This window comes from Sinorhizobium sp. P24N7, assembly GCF_042436655.1.
Classification (GTDB): Bacteria; Pseudomonadota; Alphaproteobacteria; order Rhizobiales; family Rhizobiaceae; genus Sinorhizobium; species Sinorhizobium meliloti_A.
This window is the reverse complement of the sequence record NZ_JBHMIW010000031.1, coordinates 1-17,891: the sequence shown is the minus strand read 5'-3', so window position 1 is coordinate 17,891 and position 17,891 is coordinate 1. Positions and strand designations below refer to the sequence as shown.

Below are 17,891 nucleotides of genomic sequence, written 5' to 3'. Positions count from 1 at the left end.
CGAGCTAGCCACCCTGCATGACGGGCGCGAAGCCGTCGGCGAACAGACGGAGCATCGCGGCGATGCCGAGATAGAGAAGGAACAGGCCGCCCATGATGAGGTAGGGCTGGGAAATGAAGTAGACCGGGATCTGCGGCGCCAGCTTGTTGACCATGCCGATCGCCACGTTGAACAGCAGGCCGTAGATCACGAAGGGGCTGGCGAGCCGGAGCATGATCATGAAGGTCTGACCGAGCGAATTGGTGAGCGTGATCAGCGTGCCCTGCGGATCGAAGCCGGCGCCGATCGGCATCACCCGGTAGGACTGCGCGATCGCCTCGAAAATCACATGGTGGAAATCCAGCATGAAGAGAATCATCAGCCCGGCAAAACCGATCATGCTGGTGAGCTGGTTTTCCGCCGTATCCTCCAGCACATCCGCCGTCGGCGGCGGGCTGAACCCCATCAGCATGGTCATTGCGGTGCCGGCAAACTGCAGCCCGAGCACATAGTAGCGCGCGACGAGCCCGATCACGGCGCCGATGGCGGTCTCGGTCGCGACGAGATAGAGATAGGTGTGACCTTTGCCCGTCACCTGCGGATAAATATCCGTCCACATGATCGGCAGGATGGCCATGGAGAGCGCCACCGCTATGAACAGCCTGATCTGCATGGGGACGCGCGCCGTCGAGAATCCCGGCATGATCATGACGCAGCCCCCGATCCGGCAGAAGGCCGCAAACAGCGCCAGGACCGTGCCCTCGGGGTCGGTGATCATGAAATCGAGCCGATGATCTTGATCTCGAGTCCCTTGGCGAGCTCGACATGCGAGAGCACGGGCAATGTGGCGAAGAGGCGTTCGATGATCATGCGCACATAAGACCGGGATTCGGGCGAACTTACCAGTACGAAGGGCATGCCGCGATCGAGATGTTCACGGATTACCTTCGTCGCCTGCTCGCTGAATTCCTCGAGATGGCGCGGGTCGATATCGAACTCGACGATCTCACCCTTGGCGTCGCGCTTCAGCGCCTGGTGGAAGACCATGTCCCACTTGTTGCCGAGCCTCAGCACGCGCAGCACGCCGTTGTCGGCGAGGTCGCCGCAGAGCTGCTGCGACATGCGCACCCGCACGTGTTCGACGATCTGCTCGGTCTTGCGCACGTGCGGGGCCAGCTCCGCCACGGCTTCGAGAATCAGATGCAGATTGCGGATCGAGACGCGTTCGGCGAGCAGCAGTTTCAACACCGCCTGCAGGCCGGAATAGGACATGTGCGAGGTACAGATCTCGTCCGCGAGCTTGCGGTATTCCGGGTCGAGCCGTTCGATCAGCACCTTCACGTCCTTATAGGAGAGAAGCTGCGGCAGGTTGTTGCGGATCACTTCGCTCAAATGCGTCAGCACCACCGACACGTTGTCGATCGGGTGGAAGCCCTCGCGCTTCAGGTCTTCCGTGAACGTCTCGAGGATCGACACCGCCGGCATGCCGAAAGCCGGTTCCCGGATGTCGTCGCCGGGCACGCTCGGCCGCCGTCCGCCGCCGGTAACCACCAGCACTTCGCCCACGCGGACCGTGTTGGAAGCGATCGTGGTGCCGTGGATGCGGACATGATAGGCCTTGTCGGGAATGGTGATGTCGTCGGAAACCTTGATCTCCGGAACGACGAGGCCGTATTGGAGGGCGAACTTCCGGCGCATCTTGCCGACGCGGAAGGCAAGCTCCTGATGCGCGCCCAGCAGCCTGGTGGAGACCTGCTTGCCGAGCAGCAGCTCGATCTCCGCGGTCTTCAGCACCGATTTGACCGAATCCTTGTCGCTTTCCTTGCTCTGCTGCGCCTTCGCCGCCTCCTCGTCCCGCTTTGCCGCCTTCTCGGCCTCGATCTGCTTCGGAATGAACCAGCTGAGGAAAGCCATGCCGCCCCCAAGCGCCGCAAAGGGGAGGAAAGGCAGGCCGGGCGTGACGGAGAGCAGGACGATCAGCCCGGAGGCGACCATCAGCGCCCGGGGATAACCGCTGAGCTGGCCGACGACCGCCTGGTCGGTGGAACCGGCGGTGCCGCCGCGCGAGACGAGCAGGCCGGCGGCGAGCGAGACGATCAGTGCCGGGATCTGGGAGACGAGACCGTCGCCGACGGAAAGCTTGACGAACACGTCGGCAGCTTCGCCGATCTCCATGTCGTGGCGCAGGTAGCCGATGATGATGCCGCCGAAGACGTTGATCGCGGTAATAATCAGGCCGGCGATCGCATCGCCGCGCACGAATTTGGATGCACCGTCCATGGCGCCGAAGAAGGAGCTCTCCTCCTCCAGCTCGCGGCGGCGGCGCTGCGCTTCCTTCTCGTCGATCAGGCCGGCTGAGAGGTCGGCATCGATCGACATCTGCTTGCCGGGGATCGCATCGAGGGTGAAGCGGGCGCCGACTTCGGCGATACGCGTGGCACCCTTGGTGATGACGATGAAGTTCACCGTGATCAGGATGAGGAAGACGATGAGACCGATCACGAAGTCCCCGGACATGACGAGGTTGGCGAAACCGGAGATGACCCCGCCGGCGGCGCCATGGCCCTCATGCCCGTGGGAAAGGATGACGCGCGTGGTGGCGATGTTCAGCGCCAGACGGATCATGGTCGAGATCAGCAGAATCGTCGGGAAAGACGAGAAATCGAGCGGCCGCTGGATCCAGAGTGCGACCATCAGGATCAGCACCGAGAACGAAATGGAGAAGGCAAGCCCGAGATCGATCAGGAAGGGGGGAATGGGCAGGAACAGGATCGACAGGATCATCACGATCCCGAGCGCAAAGCCGATGTCCCGGCTCTTGGGTGCAAGTTTCGGGATGGTCAGCGTCGCCTGTTGTGCCATGTCTCTTCCGTCTCTTCATGAGAGGCGGGCAGCGATCGTAAGATCTGCCCAAGGGTATGGCAGAGTCCTAGAGGGCCAAGCTTGCGCGAAGGTGGTATCCGGGGGAGATGCCCGGCAGGGCAGAGGGGGGTACTTCGCCGCTCCCCGAGCTAAAACCCGCTCTGTATTCGCGAGAACACGATATCTGTGAAGATCGAAATCTGCGCGCCGACGAAGGGCGCCGAGATGGCGGCGGTGACCATCACCGCCAGGATCTTCGGCACGAATGTCAGCGTCATCTCCTGAACCTGGGTCAGGGCCTGGAGGAAGGCGATGCCGACCCCGACCACCATTGCGGCGAGAACGGCAGGGCCCGAGGCCACGATCACTGTCCAGATCGCCGCCTGTACGATGTCGAGGGCATCTGCCTCATTCATGGGAACTCACTTCATTATGACGCCCGGACCGATAACGAGCTCCTTGCCCGTATCGAGCACCGCGATGATTCCATCGGAGTATAGTTTCACCTCCTTGACGACGCCAGTGGTCTTGCCGTCCGCGCTGGTGACCGTCCTGCCGATCACGGCGTCCGCCTCGCTGAGCGCGGTGCGCTGCAGCAGGCTTTCGAGGTTCTTGTTGGTCTTGATCGTCTGCTCCACCTGCGAGAAGGTCGCAAGCTGCGCGATCTGCTGCGTCGCGTCCATCGGCTGCGTCGGATCCTGGTTCTTCATCTGCGCCACGAGCAGCTTGAGGAAGCTCTCGTAGTTGAGCGTCGCCGCGCTGGCGTCGCCCGCCGAATCCGTGGCCGAAACCGTTGGCGTGTAGCTGTTGGACGTGTTGTTGACGCCGCTCACCGCCATGGCGCAATCTCCTTGCGTATCTGTTCCACCGTCGCAGGCGTCAGTTCCTGCGCGTTGAGGATCTGGTCCTCGATCGGATAAAGCCCTCGGATCGCCTTCAGCGCCTCGAAGGCCCGACCCTGCGTGACCAGCCCGTCGATTCGCTTCAGCTCGGCCAGCACCTCGTCGTGCTTGAAGCAGTTGAGCAGCATGACGATCGACTTGCGGAACATCGCGGTCGACTGGTCCGCGCCTTCCGGATTGATCAGGATCATCTGGGCGATGAAATAGAGCTGCCGCAGCGGTGTCGTCGCGTCTTCGGGCTGCAGGACGTGGTTTTCCAGCAGGAAGGTCACGTCGTTCAGGAATTCGATCGCGACCTTGCGGTCGACGCGCAGCACTGCGCCGTTAACAAAGATCCTTTCGCCCGATTTCAGCGAAATACGCAGTGTGCTCTTCATTTCAGTCCATCCCTGATGATGGTGGTTATGTCGATTATGCCCTGGAAATTGGAAGACTCGCGTTTGCGGATCTTCTCCGTCTCGTTCAGAATCCAGATTCCGATCGAAATGAGGTTGGCGCGCAGCTCTTCGTTGAGCTGGTTGTCCGGCGCGCGCAGATCTTCGATGAAACGGATCCAGAGACGCCGGGTGAAGTAGACCGCTTCGATCGCCTCCCGGGTGTATCCGTCCTTTTCCTTCGCCGCCTGCAAGAGCGCGATGGAACGATCGAGAACCTGCTTCTCCCGATCCTTGGAAACGGCTACGCCTTCCTCCATGATCTCGGCGTATGCAAACTGATACATTCAGACATCCCTCATGCTTGTCCGCATCCTCTAGTCATTAGAGGAAGTCTATCAAACTCAACCGCTGGATCCGCGCCGTCAGTGTGTAGGAGGTCTCTACCTGCGTCAGCAGCGTGTTCATCCGTGTCGAAGCCTCGTAGGTGTCGACGCCTTCGAGATCGGTAATATGTGTGTTGATCAGCTTGATCTGGGCCTGGAGGGAGGTATTCGCCTTTTTCACGCGCGCTTCGGAAATACCGAGAGTGCTGCGCTCCGCCGTGATCTGCGTATTGGCCTGCTCGACATAGCCGAGCGCGGTCTCACCGATATAGGCCCGGACTTCGGAGCTGACATTTTCGTCCATCAGTTCCAGGGCGATCACGCTGGCGAGAGCGAATTTCCGGAAGCCTTCCGTCGTCGCATTCGTGGAGCTCTGCACCACTTCCGTCGTGCTGATGCGGCTCGTCATGTTCTGGCTCGAGGCCTTGGACCAATCCGTGGCCCATTGCGCATCGCTTGCATAAAGCGGCTCGAGCGTGTTGGTGATGAAGTCCTCCATCTCGGCCTTCGTGAAATCGCTCATGGAGGCAATGCCGTTCGCCGACATGTACGTGGCGAGCGCGGTGTCGAAGGTCGACTTCGCCGCAGCGCCATAATCCTCGAAAGGCCTCACGTCGGTGTTGATGCCGGCAAAGAGAAATTCGCCGTTGAAGGACAGGTTCGCCGCCGAAGAGAAGGCCGACATGGCACTCTGTATTTCGGTCTTCTGGATCGCGAGCTGATCGGCGGCATCATTGCCCTTGAAGGTGACGAGGGTGTTGCGCACCTGCTGCGCCGCTTCGGCCATCGTGGCGAGAGCGGATTGCGAGGCGGCAAGCCGCTGGGTGACGACGGAATTGGTATCGACGAGCGTATCGAGCCGTGCCAGCTCGCGCTGCAGGCTTACCGAGCGCGCCGCCGAGGAACCGAGCGCCAGCCCCACATCCGCATGGCGCCCGGTCGTCACCTCGGTCTGCAGCTTCAGAAGTTCCGCCTGCCCCTGTTGGATGGTCAGCCGCATGGCGTTCTGAACGGCCAGGTTCGAAACGAAGGACGTCTTCATGATTACCTCACGGCTTCGAGAAGCGACGCCATCATGGCGTCGACGGTGCTGATCAACTTGGCCGAGGCCTTGTAGGATTGTTCCAGATCGAGAAGCAGCGACAGTTCCTCGTCGATGCTCACCCCGGTCACGCTGCCGAGCGCCTCCTGCGTGCGCGCCAGCAGCGCCGCCTTGTTGTCATCGGCCCTGGAGGCGCCGCTGCGTATCTGCTCGAACCAGCCGACGGAAGACGCGGCGAATTCCATGATCGAACTCGTGGCGTCGAGCCCGGTCGCGCCGTCGAACGCCATGTCGCCGTCCAGAGCGGTGATGAGTCCGTCGAGCAGGTCCGTAAAACCGGCATTGCCGTCAGGGTTCGAAACGACCCCGTTGAAGCCGCCGTCGCGCAGGAGGAAGGGGTTGGCCTTCGCTGCGGGATTGACCGAAAGGCTCGCGGCAATCCCCGGCTGGACGGCGCCCGCAACCGGTACGGTTCCGCCCGACCAGGTAAAGAGCCCCGGCAAGCCGCCTTCCTGGAACAGGGTGACGAGGCCGCGCGCCATCTCGTCGAGCTGCGATTGGAACTTCGGAGCGATGTCGTCGCGCAGCTGAAGCAGGCCCGCGAGCTTGCCCTGGGCACTGGTATCGGCGCCGCTGCCGGCAGCGAGCGGCACGCCGTCGATGAATATGCCGTTGCCCGTGACAGTGGCATCGTAAGCACTCTTCGGCGCAAACGTGACCTCTCTCGGAAGCGTCTCGAAGAGAACGGTGCCGCCCGAGGTGTAGATGACGGTATCATTGTTCGCCCGCGTGACGGTGGAAATGCCGACAAGCTCCGATATCTGCTTCAGGGTCTTGTCGCGATCGTCGAGCGCAGCGGTCGCGTCCGTGCCTGCGGCGGTCGCCTGCTTGACGGCGTTGTTCGCCGTCTCGAACTGCGCGAGAAGGCGGTTCAGATTGGCGACCTCCTCGGCGATTTTCTTGTCCGAGTCGAGACGAAGGTCCTGAACGGCGGCCGACGTCTTGCTGATCGAGTTGGCAAGGTCCGATGCATCCGACACCACCGTGGCGGCGATCGTCGCATTGCCGGGCGTCGACGCGAAAGTCTGCAGGCTGTTGCGGAAGGCCGAGAGATAGGTGGAGGGCGACGACTCGTAGTCGTTACCGCCGAGCGCCGATTTCATGATCTCCAGCCCGGACAGGAGACTGCTCTGCGCGGAGGACTGCGAGATGCCGATCAGGTTCTGCTTGAGGAGCGCCTCGTTCTGCGCCCGATAAATCGAAACGATCTGGGCGCCGCCCGGGGTAGTCCCGAGCATCGCCATGCGGCGCGAGTAGTCCGCATTGCCGGAATTGGCAATGTTCTTCGAGACCGTGGCGGTTTGTTGCGCCGTGGTGCTGAACGCGGATTGCGCGATGGCGATTGCAGAAGACAGCGACATGCCGGGGACCGTTTTTCTCAGTGCACTCCCGGGAAGAGCCCGTAATGGGCCTTACGTCCGGAAGTACGTAGTTTCGAAGTTGGAATTACCGCTTCAGATTGACGAGAACTTCGAGCAGTTCCGAACCGGTCTGGAAGACCTTGGAGTTTGCCGTGTAGTTGCGCTGCGACTCGATCATCGCCGTCAGTTCCTCGGCGATATCGACATTCGAGCTTTCGAGCGCGCCGGAGAGGATCTCGCCGAAATCGCCCGAGCCGGCGAAGCCGGTGATGATGACGCCGGAGTCGACGCCCTGCGAATAGACGTTCCCGGATTCCGGCTTCAGCTTGTCCGGGCTCTGGACATTGGCGAGCGCGATGCGATAGCGCGGATCGAGCTCGCCGTTCTCGTATTTTACGTAGACGATGCCGTCGGAGTCGATCTGGTAGCCGGCGACCTTGCTCGGCGCGTTGCCGTCGATGTTGCCGCCGTCGGCGTTGAAGGCGTAGCCGAGCTGCGTCGTCTTCGTCAGATCGATAGTGAGGGCCGAGAGGTTCGCCCCGGTGCCGGGAAGAGCCGCCATCGCCGATGTCGTCAATGTGGCAGGGGTCGCGGTAAGGGATCCGTCCGGGTTGAAATTCAGCGTCTGTGTGCCGAGGACCGTTGACGACGTCCGGTCGACGACCTCGACGGACCAAGCATTCGCCCCGGTTTTCTCGTAATTGAAATCCAGAATGCGGGTATTACCCTGGCTGTCATAGACGACGAGCGAAGTGGTGGAAACATCGCCCACCGCCGCGCCCGAGGGCAGGTTCGCGCCCATGGAACCCTTGGTCGAACCGGTCGCGATGAGCCCATCCGAAGCGAGATTGACCCTGGTCAGGCCATCGAAACCGTTGACGACGACGGTCGGGTCGACGCCGGCCTCGTATTCGTAGCCCATCAGCGTGAAGCCGGCGGCATTGACCAGATTGCCTTGGCTGTCCGGAACGAAGGAGCCGGCGCGAGTCAGATATTCCTGGCCGTTGGCGCCTTCGACGATGAAGAAGCCGCCGCCGTCGATCGCCAGATCGCTGGCCGAGGTGGTGAAGGTCGTCGCGCCCTGCTGCGAGATGCTGTAGCGCACCTCCGTCTGTACGCCGCCTGAATTATAGGATCCGTTGCCCGACGGCAGGATCATCGATGAGAATTCCGTCGATGCGCGCTTGTAGCCGGTGGTGTTGGCATTCGCGATGTTCTCGGCGACTGTGCTGAGCCGGTTGGACTGGGCGTTCATGCCGGACACGCCCGTTCTCATGGTACCGTAGAGACTCATATCGGATCCTCATTTCCTTGTTGCGGCGACACTAGAGACCGGGCCTTGCGTGAACCTGTCTTGAGCTGTTCTCGCCCTGCCGTTTCTGCGCTCAATTCCAGTCGATGCAGTAGCCAAGGAAACGCTTCGAATCGATCGGGTCGAAGCCGAGCTTCTTGCGCAGTTTCTTGCGCAGCTTGCTGATGTGGCTTTCGACGACATTCTCTTCGACGTCCTCGTCGAAGATGCCGTAAATCGCGTTGAATATCTGCGACTTGGATACCCGGCGCCCGCGGTTGGCGACAAGATATTCGAGAATGCGCCGTTCGCGACGGGGAAGCGCGAAGACTTCGCCATTGATCTCCGGATCGCGCCCGTCGGCGAAAACGCGGATGGGACCGATATCCGTGAAGTTGGCGATGGCCGTCAAACGCCGGCGGATCGCTGCGACGCGTGCGAGGATTTCCCTCGGATGCACCGGCTTGCGGACCACATCGTCGACGCCGCAGTCGAAGAGCGCAAGCGTGTTTTCCAGCGACGGCGTGTCGCTCATGGCGATGACCGGCGCACGGGAGCGATCCCGGATCACGCGCGGCAGCGTCAATGTGCTCTCCCCCTGCCCGATCAGGAAGGCTTCGACAGCGTCGATATCGGAATCGGCGGCGGAGCTTACCCACTCGCCGAACTCCCTCGGATCGAAGCCCGTCGAGGGGATGCCCTCGCGGCCGAACAGGGACGCGTAGCCGTCCTTCACAAGAGCTCTATCATCAACCACCACGATCATTCGCCCGCCTCCGAATCAGTATGGATGCCACATTGAGACAGAGGTACGAATCCCGGGAGTCGCGAACAACTAGAGGAAGTTAATGGGGGATTTTAATAGTTGATTAAGAATTCCGTGCCGATTTGGCCTATATCTAGTAGGTGATCGTTAACCTTACCACTAACATGGTGTTGAAAAGTTAACGCGATATGCTGAAATCGCTTGCGATCACAATCTGTCCGCATTGTCGCCACAATGAGGCAGCGGCTGCGGCAATGCAACCATAAGTCGGTTATCGGCAAAACTGCTGCGCGTTCGGCGTCCACTTGCCATACCCGGTCGCGACCAGGTTTGCGATGACGCGGCAGACGTATTTTTTCTGCGCCGGGTCGTTGTTGGGGCCGGCGTGATAGCGAGCGACCGCCATCGTCCAACTCTCGTGCCGGGCGCGCAGATTGGACAGGAAGCGGGCGGCATATTCGACATTCCTGCGCGGATCGAGCATCTCCTCGGGAGAGCTGAAATGCTCGCCGTGAAAGTGGTAGTTGATCTGCATGCAGCCGAGATCGATGAGCTTGGCGCCCTCGGCACGCGCCGCGCCGAATCGTGTGAGAACATCCTGGACGCTTGCCCCGAAATAGGCCTTGCCTTCGATGTTCATCGCATAGGGCTGCAGGGACCCTTTGCGGCCCGTCTCGGTCAATCCGACGGAATATAAAATCCCGGTCGGCACGCCGTATTTGGAGGCCGCGGACGCGATCTCGCGCTCGCACACGCCTGCGCTCGCAAGGGCGCTACATGTAGACGTGGCCAGAGCGAGAACGCTCGGCACCGTCAACCATATCGTCCGTAGCATCATTGCCCGCCCACCTTTCCGCCGCCGCCCCGCCGCCATCCCGCGGCTGACGCCCCTGTCCATCATCACCTGCCCGCTCACGGCCCTCGTAGCCGAGCTGTGACTGAGCCTGGGCCTGAGACTGGGACTGAGACTGGGACTGGCCACCGCCGCCATTTGCGGAATCTCCGCCGCCATTGAAGACGATGTTCACTTGGTCGACCGCAAATCCTTGCGCCCGCAGGGCCTTCACCAATTCGCTCTGGTCGTCGCTGAGCTGGCGGAAGGCCTCACCGGTTTCGACCTTCAGATCGATCTGCAGCTCGTCGTCCTTCAGTCTCAGTGTCGCCGTCACCATGCCGAGGTCGACCGGATGCATCTGGATCTTCAGCGTATTGAGCGTCTTGCCGGCCTGGCTCCAGGCTTCGGGCTTCGTCGTCGCGGCGCTCGATTGCAATGCCTCGGCCCATCCGCTATCGCCGGCGATCGCGCTCGTCACCGACGCAGCGTTCTCGTTGAGCGCAAGGCCGAGATAGCGGCGCGCCTCCAGAACGGTCACGGTTTCCACTCCGGATTTGACCGACGATCGGCTGTTCTCCACGACTGCCCGCTCGCCATCCCGCGAAATGCTCATGGAAACGGCTTGCCCCTTGCCGTCGGCACGGGCGAAGCGGAAAAGCCGGTCCGGCTCGCCGTCGCCGTTCACCTCCCCGATCTGCGGATGCTCGCCGTCCGCCACTTCCGGCGATATGCCGCCTACCGTCTTTGCCAGACCGTCCAAGCCTTCGCGAACCGCCGGGGCGGGCTTTGGCCTGCCTTCCGGCTGCGAAGCCGCGGCCACCGCCGGTGCGGCGCCGGCGAGCATCGACAGGAGATCGGAGACGGTTCCGCTGGCAGGGTCGCCGTTCTCCCCGCCTTCCCTCGCCATTACGACCGACGCTTCGTCAACGGTCTCGCGCGAGGTCTGCACCGATCCACGCGAGCGGCTCACCGCCCGCTCCGCCGGCTGGTCGATTTCCTCTTGGCCACCTTCACGTTCCCGCGACAGATGCGGCGTGCCGGCAGGGTGGCCGTGCTGCAATGATTTCGTCGCCTGGCCCGGTGTCATGATCGCGCGCCCGGAGGCGGGCCGAGCGTCGGGCGCCGCAGCATCCGCCACGAATGCCGGATCATCCGCGCCAAAGCCGTCGATCTTCCTCACAGCCGAGGCGTTGCCGCCGTTCGCGACGGGGTCCCGTCGCGCGTCATCGGCAGATGCCTGGCCGGCTTGCCCCTGCGTCCTGCGGCGGCCTGCATCGGCGATCGCCTCGCCAAAGGCCCCCGGTTCGGCCTCTGGCTGACCCCGAACACTCAGCAACTGTGCCGGCCTGTTGGCGGCAGGCGCGCGCAAACTCTCGTCAAGAGGCCTCATTGTCCTTCCCTCTTCAGCAGCGCATCGATCTCGTCGATCTTCGAACGACCGCTGGCTAGAAAGCCTTCGAGCACCGGATCGCCTGGAGCGGCGATATCGGCTTCGGCCGTCCCGGCCTCGGCCGGCATCTCGGTTGGCCTGTCGGACGACCCCTCGAAAGGCTGCCCGAAGGGGCTCATGCCGCTTCCGCTTTCCTCCGCAACCAGCTCGCGTTGCTCCCCGGCCGGTCTTTCCGCTATAGGCCCGGGTGCTTGCGCCGGGCTTTCTCCCAATGGTGGCCGGACCACCGCATCGGCTACGGCCTTGGCCGCCTCGCGCAGGGCGCGGTCGCGCGGGGACAGGTTTTCGTCGGGGATCGCTTCGAGGGCTTCGGCGGCCGAAAAGACATCAGCGGACGGCACGGCGGCCAGCCCCTCGTAGAAACTCGCAAGCACCTGCGAACGGGAACTGTCATTTCCTGCCAGTTCCTCGGCGCGTCTGGAGGCCAGCCGCGCCAGGGCCTGGTTGCCGGCAATCGCGGCCCGGCGCGCCACCCGCAGATAGACCTCGCGCTGGCGCGCGCTGTCCATGAAGGAGAGTACCTCCGAGACGCGCCCATTGGCCGCCTCGTCGAAATGGGCGACCGCCAGCTCGACGAAGACATCGGCAAACTGGCTCGCATAGGGTGACGTCAGGTAGCGCCGCGCGTAGTTCAGCGCATAGCGAAAGCCCTTCTCCGGAAGGCCGGCCCGCGCCGCCAGCGAGACCGAACGGCGAAGGGCAGCCTCCTCGATGATGGTGCCCGGTGCCGTCAGGCGCGCCCAATCGTAATGTTTCATCGCCTCGATCGGATCCTGCTGCGACATGGCGTTGCCAAGGATCAGGAACAGATACGGACCGATGCGTGAATTCTTGTATTCCGGGGCGGCCTTGGTGAGATTCTCGACGATCAGAGGGCCCTTACCGTTCAGATAGTGCCTGAGCGCATCGGTCACCCGCGAGTCGAAATTGCCCTCGATGTCGCGGTCTGCCAGAAGGTCGAGCGTCGCCGGATTGCCGCCGCTCATGACATAGACGAGAGCCGCGTCGACATTGCGCGGATCGCGAAACGCCGAAGGATCGGCGGCCCTCAGCCGCTCGTCGATCGCGCCGAGCATGAAGCGCTGCATCTCGATCGCCGAATGGTCGCCGAGCACCACCGAATCCTGCACATATTGCAGCGACCTTATCATCTTGTAAGGCGTGAGCTCCTCCTTCCCGCTCGCGCGAGCAGGGCCAAGCGCGAGGGGAGCGGCAAGGGCCGATGCCGCAAGAATGGTGCAGAGCCGCTTCAGCATTTCTCAGCCCTGGCCCGACTGCAGCAGGATTTCGATCCGCCGGTTCGCAGGCGCATAGGGATCGTTCGGCACCTGGAGCCGGCGGTCGGCAAAGCCGCTGATCTGCTTCACGCGCTCTTCCTTCAGGCCGCCGCGCACCAGCATGTAATAGGCGCTCTGGGCACGTGCCGCCGAAAGGCGCCAATTATCGTAGGTGCCATCCTTGAACGGCCGCCCGTCGGTATGGCCGCGAACGGCCACAGCGCCCGGGCGCTCGGCAAGCAGCCTGCCGATCTTTTCCATCGCGAGCACCAGTTCCTTTTGCGGCACGGCGGACCCGACCGCGAACATCGGCGCATCCGTCTGCTCGCTGATCGTCACCAGCAGGCCGCCCTCGGCCGGGGTTACGGCGAGGCTTTCGAGAAGCCGCCCGGCTTCGCCCCCGAGTTCCTTTTCGATTTCGGCCTTCAGGGCTTCGGCTTCCTTCTGCGGATTTTCAGCCGGCGCTTGGTTCTCGGGCGCATCCGCGGCCTTTGCGCCCTCCGCGCTATCCGGCGCTTTCGGCCCGGAGGCGGCTTCGCGGGTGCTGTGTGCCGCTGACGCCATGTCGCTTTCGGCCGTGTTGCCGGCGTCCTTCACTTCCACCTGCTTGGTCCAGAAGTCCGGGTCGAAGGGATCGCGATAGGCTTCGCCCCCGGCGGCGCCGGTTGACGGCCCGGACTGGGCCGCCCCGCCGTCGCCCTTGACGCTGATATTCGCCTCGTGGCCCACTTCGCGGGCGATCTCGGACAGGACCGAGTAAGGATTCTCGAAGAAATCGGCATCCGAATATTTGGTCTCTTCGCCCGAGGTCGCCGTCAGCTGATCCCCCGTCTTGGCCGAACCGCCCGACTTGGCCTGTTCGCCGTCGACCTTGGAGCGCTGCTGCGTCTGTTCGCCCTGCGCATCCTTGGCAGGATCCTTGAGGCCCTTCTCCGCCGGTTTCTGATCGGTCAACTGCACCGGATTGAAATAGGCGGCGATCGCCGCCTTGGTCTCCTCGTTTGCGGCGTTGATCAGCCACATGACCAGGAAGAAGGCCATCATCGCGGTCATGAAGTCGGCATAGGCGATCTTCCACCCGCCGCCGTGATGGCCGTCGTGGCTCTCTGCCGAACGCCGGACGATGATGATTTCGTTCTTGCCGTTGCTCTCGTCGTTCATGCCAGAACCTTGCGAACAGTATCGGACCACGCGGCCATTCGCGTCACCAGTATCACCTCGCCCATTTCGACGGTCAGGTCGACATCATCGCTTTCGACGTGACGGAACGCGGTCGCTTCGGGCAGCAGGGCCTTCAAAGTCTCGAAAAGCGCAAGCGGGCCCCGCACCGTGATCGCGATCCCTTCACCGGCAGCGAGGCCGTGCCGGACCATGCCGGCCAGGTTCTCGACCGCGCGCTTGGCGAGCGCCTCGTCCATGACCGGAGCGAGGACGCGCGCCGCCTGGTCGCCGAGCGCGAGCGCCAGCCGATCCGCCATTTCGCCGAAACCAGCGGCGATCCTGGCGGCTGCCTGTTCCTCGAGGCGCTGCTTCAGGGCGTCGATCTCTTCTGCGTGGCGCGCCTTGAGATCGGCGATCTCTTTCTGATGTTCGAGAGCGAGTTCGGCGCTGGCCTCGGCACGTCCCTGCGCAAATGCTTCGCTGCGCTCGGCGTCGATATCGATCTCGGGTATGACCGGCTCCGCCCATGCACGGTTCTGCGAAAGGTCGGTGTCGAGATCCGGAAAATATCTCGGCGTTACCCGCGTCAGCTCGATCTTCGGCGGGCTGAAATCCTTGAGATAGCGGGACAGCGACGCGCTCATCGGCACGCCTCCCGGCTCACCTCGGCGAAGGCCGATATTGCCAGCCGCATCTGCAAAGGCTCGCTTGCGGCCCGGAAATCCATAGAGCCCGACACGTCTTGACCGTCTCCTTAGGCCCGTTCGCCCGAATAGCGACGGACCGGCATTCTTGATTCTGCAGCGGTTCGCGGAAGGCGAAGCGCGATGCAAGCGGCAGCCGGAGTGGTTCCGGCTGGCAATTTCCAACATGACTGCGAAGGAAGGCTATCCGGTCAAACTTGTGCGAAGGTGTTGGACCGCGCCAGGGCAATAGCGCGGTCCAACCTTTCTCCGACCGATGCCGATGACCGGCGGCACGGCGGAAAGCGATGTCGTTACTCCTGGAACAGGCGGAGAATGTTCTCGGAGGTGGTGTTCGCGATCGACAGCGACTGGATGCCGAGCTGCTGCTGCGTCTGCAGCGCCTTCAGCCGTGTCGATTCCTCGTTCATGTCGGCATCGACGAGACGTCCGACGCCCTTGTCGATCACATCCATCAGATTGGCGACGAAGCTTTCCTGCATCTCGATGCGGCTGGTGATGGCGCCAAGCGTGGCGGCGGAGTCGGTCAGCTGGCTGATGAGCTCGTCGACGACGCTGATCATGTCGCCCAATTGCGCAGCGGTCGTTGCGTTGTCGATCTCGATCTCGGTCGCGCCCGCGGGAGCTGCACCTGCATCGATGAGATAGTAGTTGCGCGCCGTGCCGGTCGGCGTGGACTGAAGCGCATCCGCATTCACCGCCTTGGTGAGCATGCCGCGCGCCGGATCGGTGACGTCGATCAGGACGGATTTGGCTGTGTCGTAATTGAGAGTCGATACCGTAACGCTGCCGTCGGCGCTGCGGTTGAAGGAAGCGACGATGGATTTGGTGCCCAGTGCTGCTGAAGCACCGTTATAGAGCCAGTTCTCGCCGGAAAAGGAGGCGGACTGCGCGGCCGAGTTCAACTGGCTCTTGAGCTCGGCCACTTCCTTGTTGATCTTATCCCTGTCGACGCCCGGCTCGCTTGCCGCGACGAGCTTGGCTTTGATCTCGGTCATCACGTCGATGACCGTATCCATCGCCGAGTAGAAGGTATCGACCTTGGCGGCGCCGAGGCCCAAGGCGTCGTGGACCGTCGACAACGCGGCATTGTCCGATCGCATCGTGGTCGCGATGGACCAGTAGGCGGCATTGTCCGCCGCGGTTTCGACGCGGTAGCCGGAGGAGATGCGGCCCTGAGTCGTCTCGAGATTATGGTTGATCGCGCGCAATGTCTGCAACGCCGCCATGGCGGCGGGGTTGGTCATGATGCTGGTCATTGGTGGTCACCCTGGGGCTGTGCTGCCCTGGTTGGGGAAATCGGACCATTCCGGAAAGCCGGCAACGACGGTGAGGCGTCATGCGCGCTGACACCTTTTTGCCCTGGGTGACAGACCGCCGTTCTTAACGAACCATTAACGAAGATGGTTAAGAAAAGGTTAACGGCGTTAACGAACCAATAACAAACATGAAGGATTCATTAATCCGGCAAGTCTGGCGTAAGGTCGCCGCCGAAATGCAAAAACCGCGGCCCTTTGCGAGCCGCGGTTTTTCTCCTTCAGAGCGGGACGAAGCCGCCCCCTAGCCGGGGCGCCGCTTACTGACGGAAGAGTTGGAGGATGTTTTCCGAATTGGTGTTGGCGATGGAGAGCGACTGGATCGCGAGCTGCTGCTGTGTCTGCAGCGCCTTGAGCCTGGTCGACTCCTCGTTCATGTCGGCATCGACAAGGCGGCCGATGCCCGAATCGATCGAGTCGGTGAGCTTCGATACGAACTCTTCCTGCATGCCGATGCGCATGGAAATCGAGCCCAGCGCCGATGTGGCGCTGATCAGATCCTCGAGCGCTTCATCGACGCCCCTGATCAGCGCGTCGAGGTTTGCTGCCTGCGCGGCGTTGGTGATGTCGATATTCTCGATCGAGGCAGGTGCAGGTGCGCTGGTAACCGGCCCCGCCAACGTGTCTACGACCCAGGAATCGGCGGTAATGGGAGCTGCAGCGGTCGTCACGGCAGCGACTTCCTGACCCGGCGCGGCGGACGATGCAACTGCTTCGACCCAAACGCCCTCTACCTTGACATAGTTCACACCTCCGGCAAGGGCGTAGTTGCCCTGGAATACCGCGCCGCCGGCGATGAGGTCGTCGACCGTGTAAGCCGCAACCGTATGTTCGGCGACGACGCCGCCTATGTTGATCGAAAGCGTTACGCTGGACTCGGAGACATCGTAAACCTTGTCCAGAATCCCGTTGTTGCCGACGGTATCGAAGAGAACGGAGCTGCCGTCGAGAACATAGTCGATCGTCTTTACGGACACGACGCCCGAGGAATCGCGGACGAAGGACCCGACTACGCTCTTCGTCACAGGCGTGGTGATATCCGCCTGGAGCCAGTTTTCGCCGCTGAAGGAAGCGGCCGTCGCAATGCTCGTCAGCTGTTGCTTGAGCTGTTCGATCTCTTCCTGGATCTTGGCCTTGTCGACGCCGTCTTCGGTCGCAGCGACGAGCTTGGCGCGAATTTCCTTCACCACCTCGACGGCATTCTCCATCCCGGCATAGGCCGTGTCGACCTTGGCCGCACCGAGACCCAGGGCATCCTGAACGGCGGAAAGCGCCATGTTGTCCGATCGCATCGTGGTGGCGATCGACCAATAGGCGGCGTTATCGGACGCCGTGCCGACGCGGAGACCCGAGGAAACGCGAGCCTGCGTTTCCTCCATGTTGGAGTCGATGCCGCGGAGCGTCTGGAGTGCAGCCATCGCTGCAACATTGGTGAGAATGCTGGTCATTACGGGCCCCTTTGAATGGCTAGTTGGAAAGGGACATCCCGGCCACCCGGGGGAACGAACGCGAGGCATCATGCCGTTAACCGCTTCTTCGTCTTGGTTAACCGTTCGTTGCGTTGAGCCCACTTAGCGCGGTTATGGTTAACAAAGGTTAAACGCGCTTATTCGCCGAGGAAACGAAGAAAGGGGCCACGCTCGATGAGCGTGGCCCCTTTGAAGTTTCGGTCAGGGTGCGGTCGCTCAGTTCGCGACCGCCTTTCCGTGTCGGATTAGCGGAAGAGCGTAAGGACGTTTTCCGAAGCCGAGTTGGCGATCGACAACGACTGGATGGCGAGCTGCTGCTGAGTCTGCAGAGCCTTCAGGCGGGTCGATTCTTCGTTCATGTCCGCGTCGACGAGACGGCCGACGCCCGAGTCGATCGAGTCCGAGAGCTTGTTGACGAAATCGCTCTGCAGGTCGATGCGCATGGCGATCGAGCCAAGATCGGCGGCCGCGCTGGTCATATCCGACAGCGCCTCATCGACGGCGGAGATCATGGCGGCGAGCTGGGCATCGTCCAGACCTGTGATATCAAGATCCTTGATAGACTGCGGCGCATCGACATCGGTAGCCGGGTCATTGGTCGTATCGACACCGTAGTAGACTGCGGTACCATCGTAATGCAAGGCTTCCTGGCCGGT

The 17,891-nt window shown here is 62.3% G+C and carries 18 protein-coding genes; all 18 read right to left on the bottom strand.

What is annotated here, in order from left to right; translation table 11 throughout:
• Nucleotides 1–4: 4 nt before the first annotated feature.
• Nucleotides 5–757: a flagellar biosynthetic protein FliR gene (gene fliR, locus ACFHWW_RS33240; RefSeq protein WP_324762917.1), complete on the bottom strand. Its 753-nt coding sequence runs from the start codon at nucleotides 755–757 to the stop codon at nucleotides 5–7.
• On the bottom strand, nucleotides 754–2,841 hold the full coding sequence (gene flhA / locus ACFHWW_RS33235; protein ID WP_275596757.1) for a flagellar biosynthesis protein FlhA: 2,088 nt from the start codon (nucleotides 2,839–2,841) through the stop codon (nucleotides 754–756). Before flhA ends, fliR begins: the two co-directional genes overlap by 4 nt.
• Before the next feature lie 149 nt (nucleotides 2,842–2,990).
• Nucleotides 2,991–3,257, bottom strand: coding sequence for a flagellar biosynthesis protein FliQ (gene fliQ / locus ACFHWW_RS33230; protein ID WP_018094245.1), 267 nt, complete (start codon nucleotides 3,255–3,257; stop codon nucleotides 2,991–2,993).
• Nucleotides 3,258–3,263: 6 nt separating this feature from the next.
• Complete coding sequence (gene flgD / locus ACFHWW_RS33225) at nucleotides 3,264–3,680, bottom strand: flagellar hook assembly protein FlgD (protein ID WP_003529859.1); 417 nt, start codon at nucleotides 3,678–3,680, stop codon at nucleotides 3,264–3,266.
• A complete protein-coding gene (gene flbT, locus ACFHWW_RS33220) occupies nucleotides 3,671–4,120 on the bottom strand; it encodes a flagellar biosynthesis repressor FlbT (protein ID WP_003529861.1) in 450 nt (149 codons plus the stop codon). The genes flgD and flbT overlap by 10 nt, the downstream gene beginning before the upstream one ends.
• The gene (gene flaF / locus ACFHWW_RS33215; protein WP_003529863.1) at nucleotides 4,117–4,464 is read right to left on the bottom strand and encodes a flagellar biosynthesis regulator FlaF; all 348 of its coding nucleotides are present in this window, start codon (nucleotides 4,462–4,464) and stop codon (nucleotides 4,117–4,119) included. Before flaF ends, flbT begins: the two co-directional genes overlap by 4 nt.
• 37 nt (nucleotides 4,465–4,501) lie before the next feature.
• A complete protein-coding gene (locus ACFHWW_RS33210) occupies nucleotides 4,502–5,545 on the bottom strand; it encodes a flagellar hook-associated family protein (protein ID WP_379943576.1) in 1,044 nt (347 codons plus the stop codon).
• Nucleotides 5,546–5,547: 2 nt separating this feature from the next.
• A complete protein-coding gene (gene flgK, locus ACFHWW_RS33205) occupies nucleotides 5,548–6,966 on the bottom strand; it encodes a flagellar hook-associated protein FlgK (RefSeq protein ID WP_379943574.1) in 1,419 nt (472 codons plus the stop codon).
• Between the two features lie 85 nt (nucleotides 6,967–7,051).
• Complete coding sequence (locus ACFHWW_RS33200) at nucleotides 7,052–8,260, bottom strand: flagellar hook protein FlgE (protein WP_324762915.1); 1,209 nt, start codon at nucleotides 8,258–8,260, stop codon at nucleotides 7,052–7,054.
• A gap of 91 nt (nucleotides 8,261–8,351) precedes the next feature.
• On the bottom strand, nucleotides 8,352–9,023 hold the full coding sequence (gene rem / locus ACFHWW_RS33195; protein WP_018094240.1) for a transcriptional activator Rem: 672 nt from the start codon (nucleotides 9,021–9,023) through the stop codon (nucleotides 8,352–8,354).
• Between the two features lie 271 nt (nucleotides 9,024–9,294).
• Nucleotides 9,295–9,858 carry a transglycosylase SLT domain-containing protein gene (locus tag ACFHWW_RS33190; protein ID WP_033047239.1) on the bottom strand — a complete coding sequence of 188 codons (564 nt, stop codon included), beginning with the start codon at nucleotides 9,856–9,858 and terminating at the stop codon, nucleotides 9,295–9,297.
• Entirely contained in the window at nucleotides 9,797–11,248 is a 1,452-nt protein-coding gene (locus ACFHWW_RS33185) for a flagellar hook-length control protein FliK (RefSeq protein WP_379943571.1), read from the bottom strand. The genes ACFHWW_RS33190 and ACFHWW_RS33185 overlap by 62 nt, the downstream gene beginning before the upstream one ends.
• A complete protein-coding gene (gene motC / locus ACFHWW_RS33180) occupies nucleotides 11,245–12,564 on the bottom strand; it encodes a chemotaxis protein MotC (RefSeq protein WP_379943569.1) in 1,320 nt (439 codons plus the stop codon). Before motC ends, ACFHWW_RS33185 begins: the two co-directional genes overlap by 4 nt.
• Nucleotides 12,565–12,567: 3 nt before the next feature.
• Nucleotides 12,568–13,746 carry a flagellar motor protein MotB gene (locus ACFHWW_RS33175; RefSeq protein ID WP_379943567.1) on the bottom strand — a complete coding sequence of 393 codons (1,179 nt, stop codon included), beginning with the start codon at nucleotides 13,744–13,746 and terminating at the stop codon, nucleotides 12,568–12,570.
• Nucleotides 13,743–14,390, bottom strand: coding sequence for a hypothetical protein (locus ACFHWW_RS33170; protein ID WP_379943565.1), 648 nt, complete (start codon nucleotides 14,388–14,390; stop codon nucleotides 13,743–13,745). Before ACFHWW_RS33170 ends, ACFHWW_RS33175 begins: the two co-directional genes overlap by 4 nt.
• A gap of 353 nt (nucleotides 14,391–14,743) precedes the next feature.
• Nucleotides 14,744–15,709, bottom strand: coding sequence for a flagellin (locus tag ACFHWW_RS33165; RefSeq protein ID WP_379943563.1), 966 nt, complete (start codon nucleotides 15,707–15,709; stop codon nucleotides 14,744–14,746).
• A 317-nt stretch (nucleotides 15,710–16,026) separates the two neighbouring features.
• Nucleotides 16,027–17,214 carry a flagellin gene (locus ACFHWW_RS33160; protein ID WP_100669577.1) on the bottom strand — a complete coding sequence of 396 codons (1,188 nt, stop codon included), beginning with the start codon at nucleotides 17,212–17,214 and terminating at the stop codon, nucleotides 16,027–16,029.
• 266 nt (nucleotides 17,215–17,480) lie between these two features.
• Nucleotides 17,481–17,891 (bottom strand): flagellin (locus ACFHWW_RS33155; protein ID WP_379943561.1); only part of this gene is annotated, 411 nt, incomplete at its 5' end.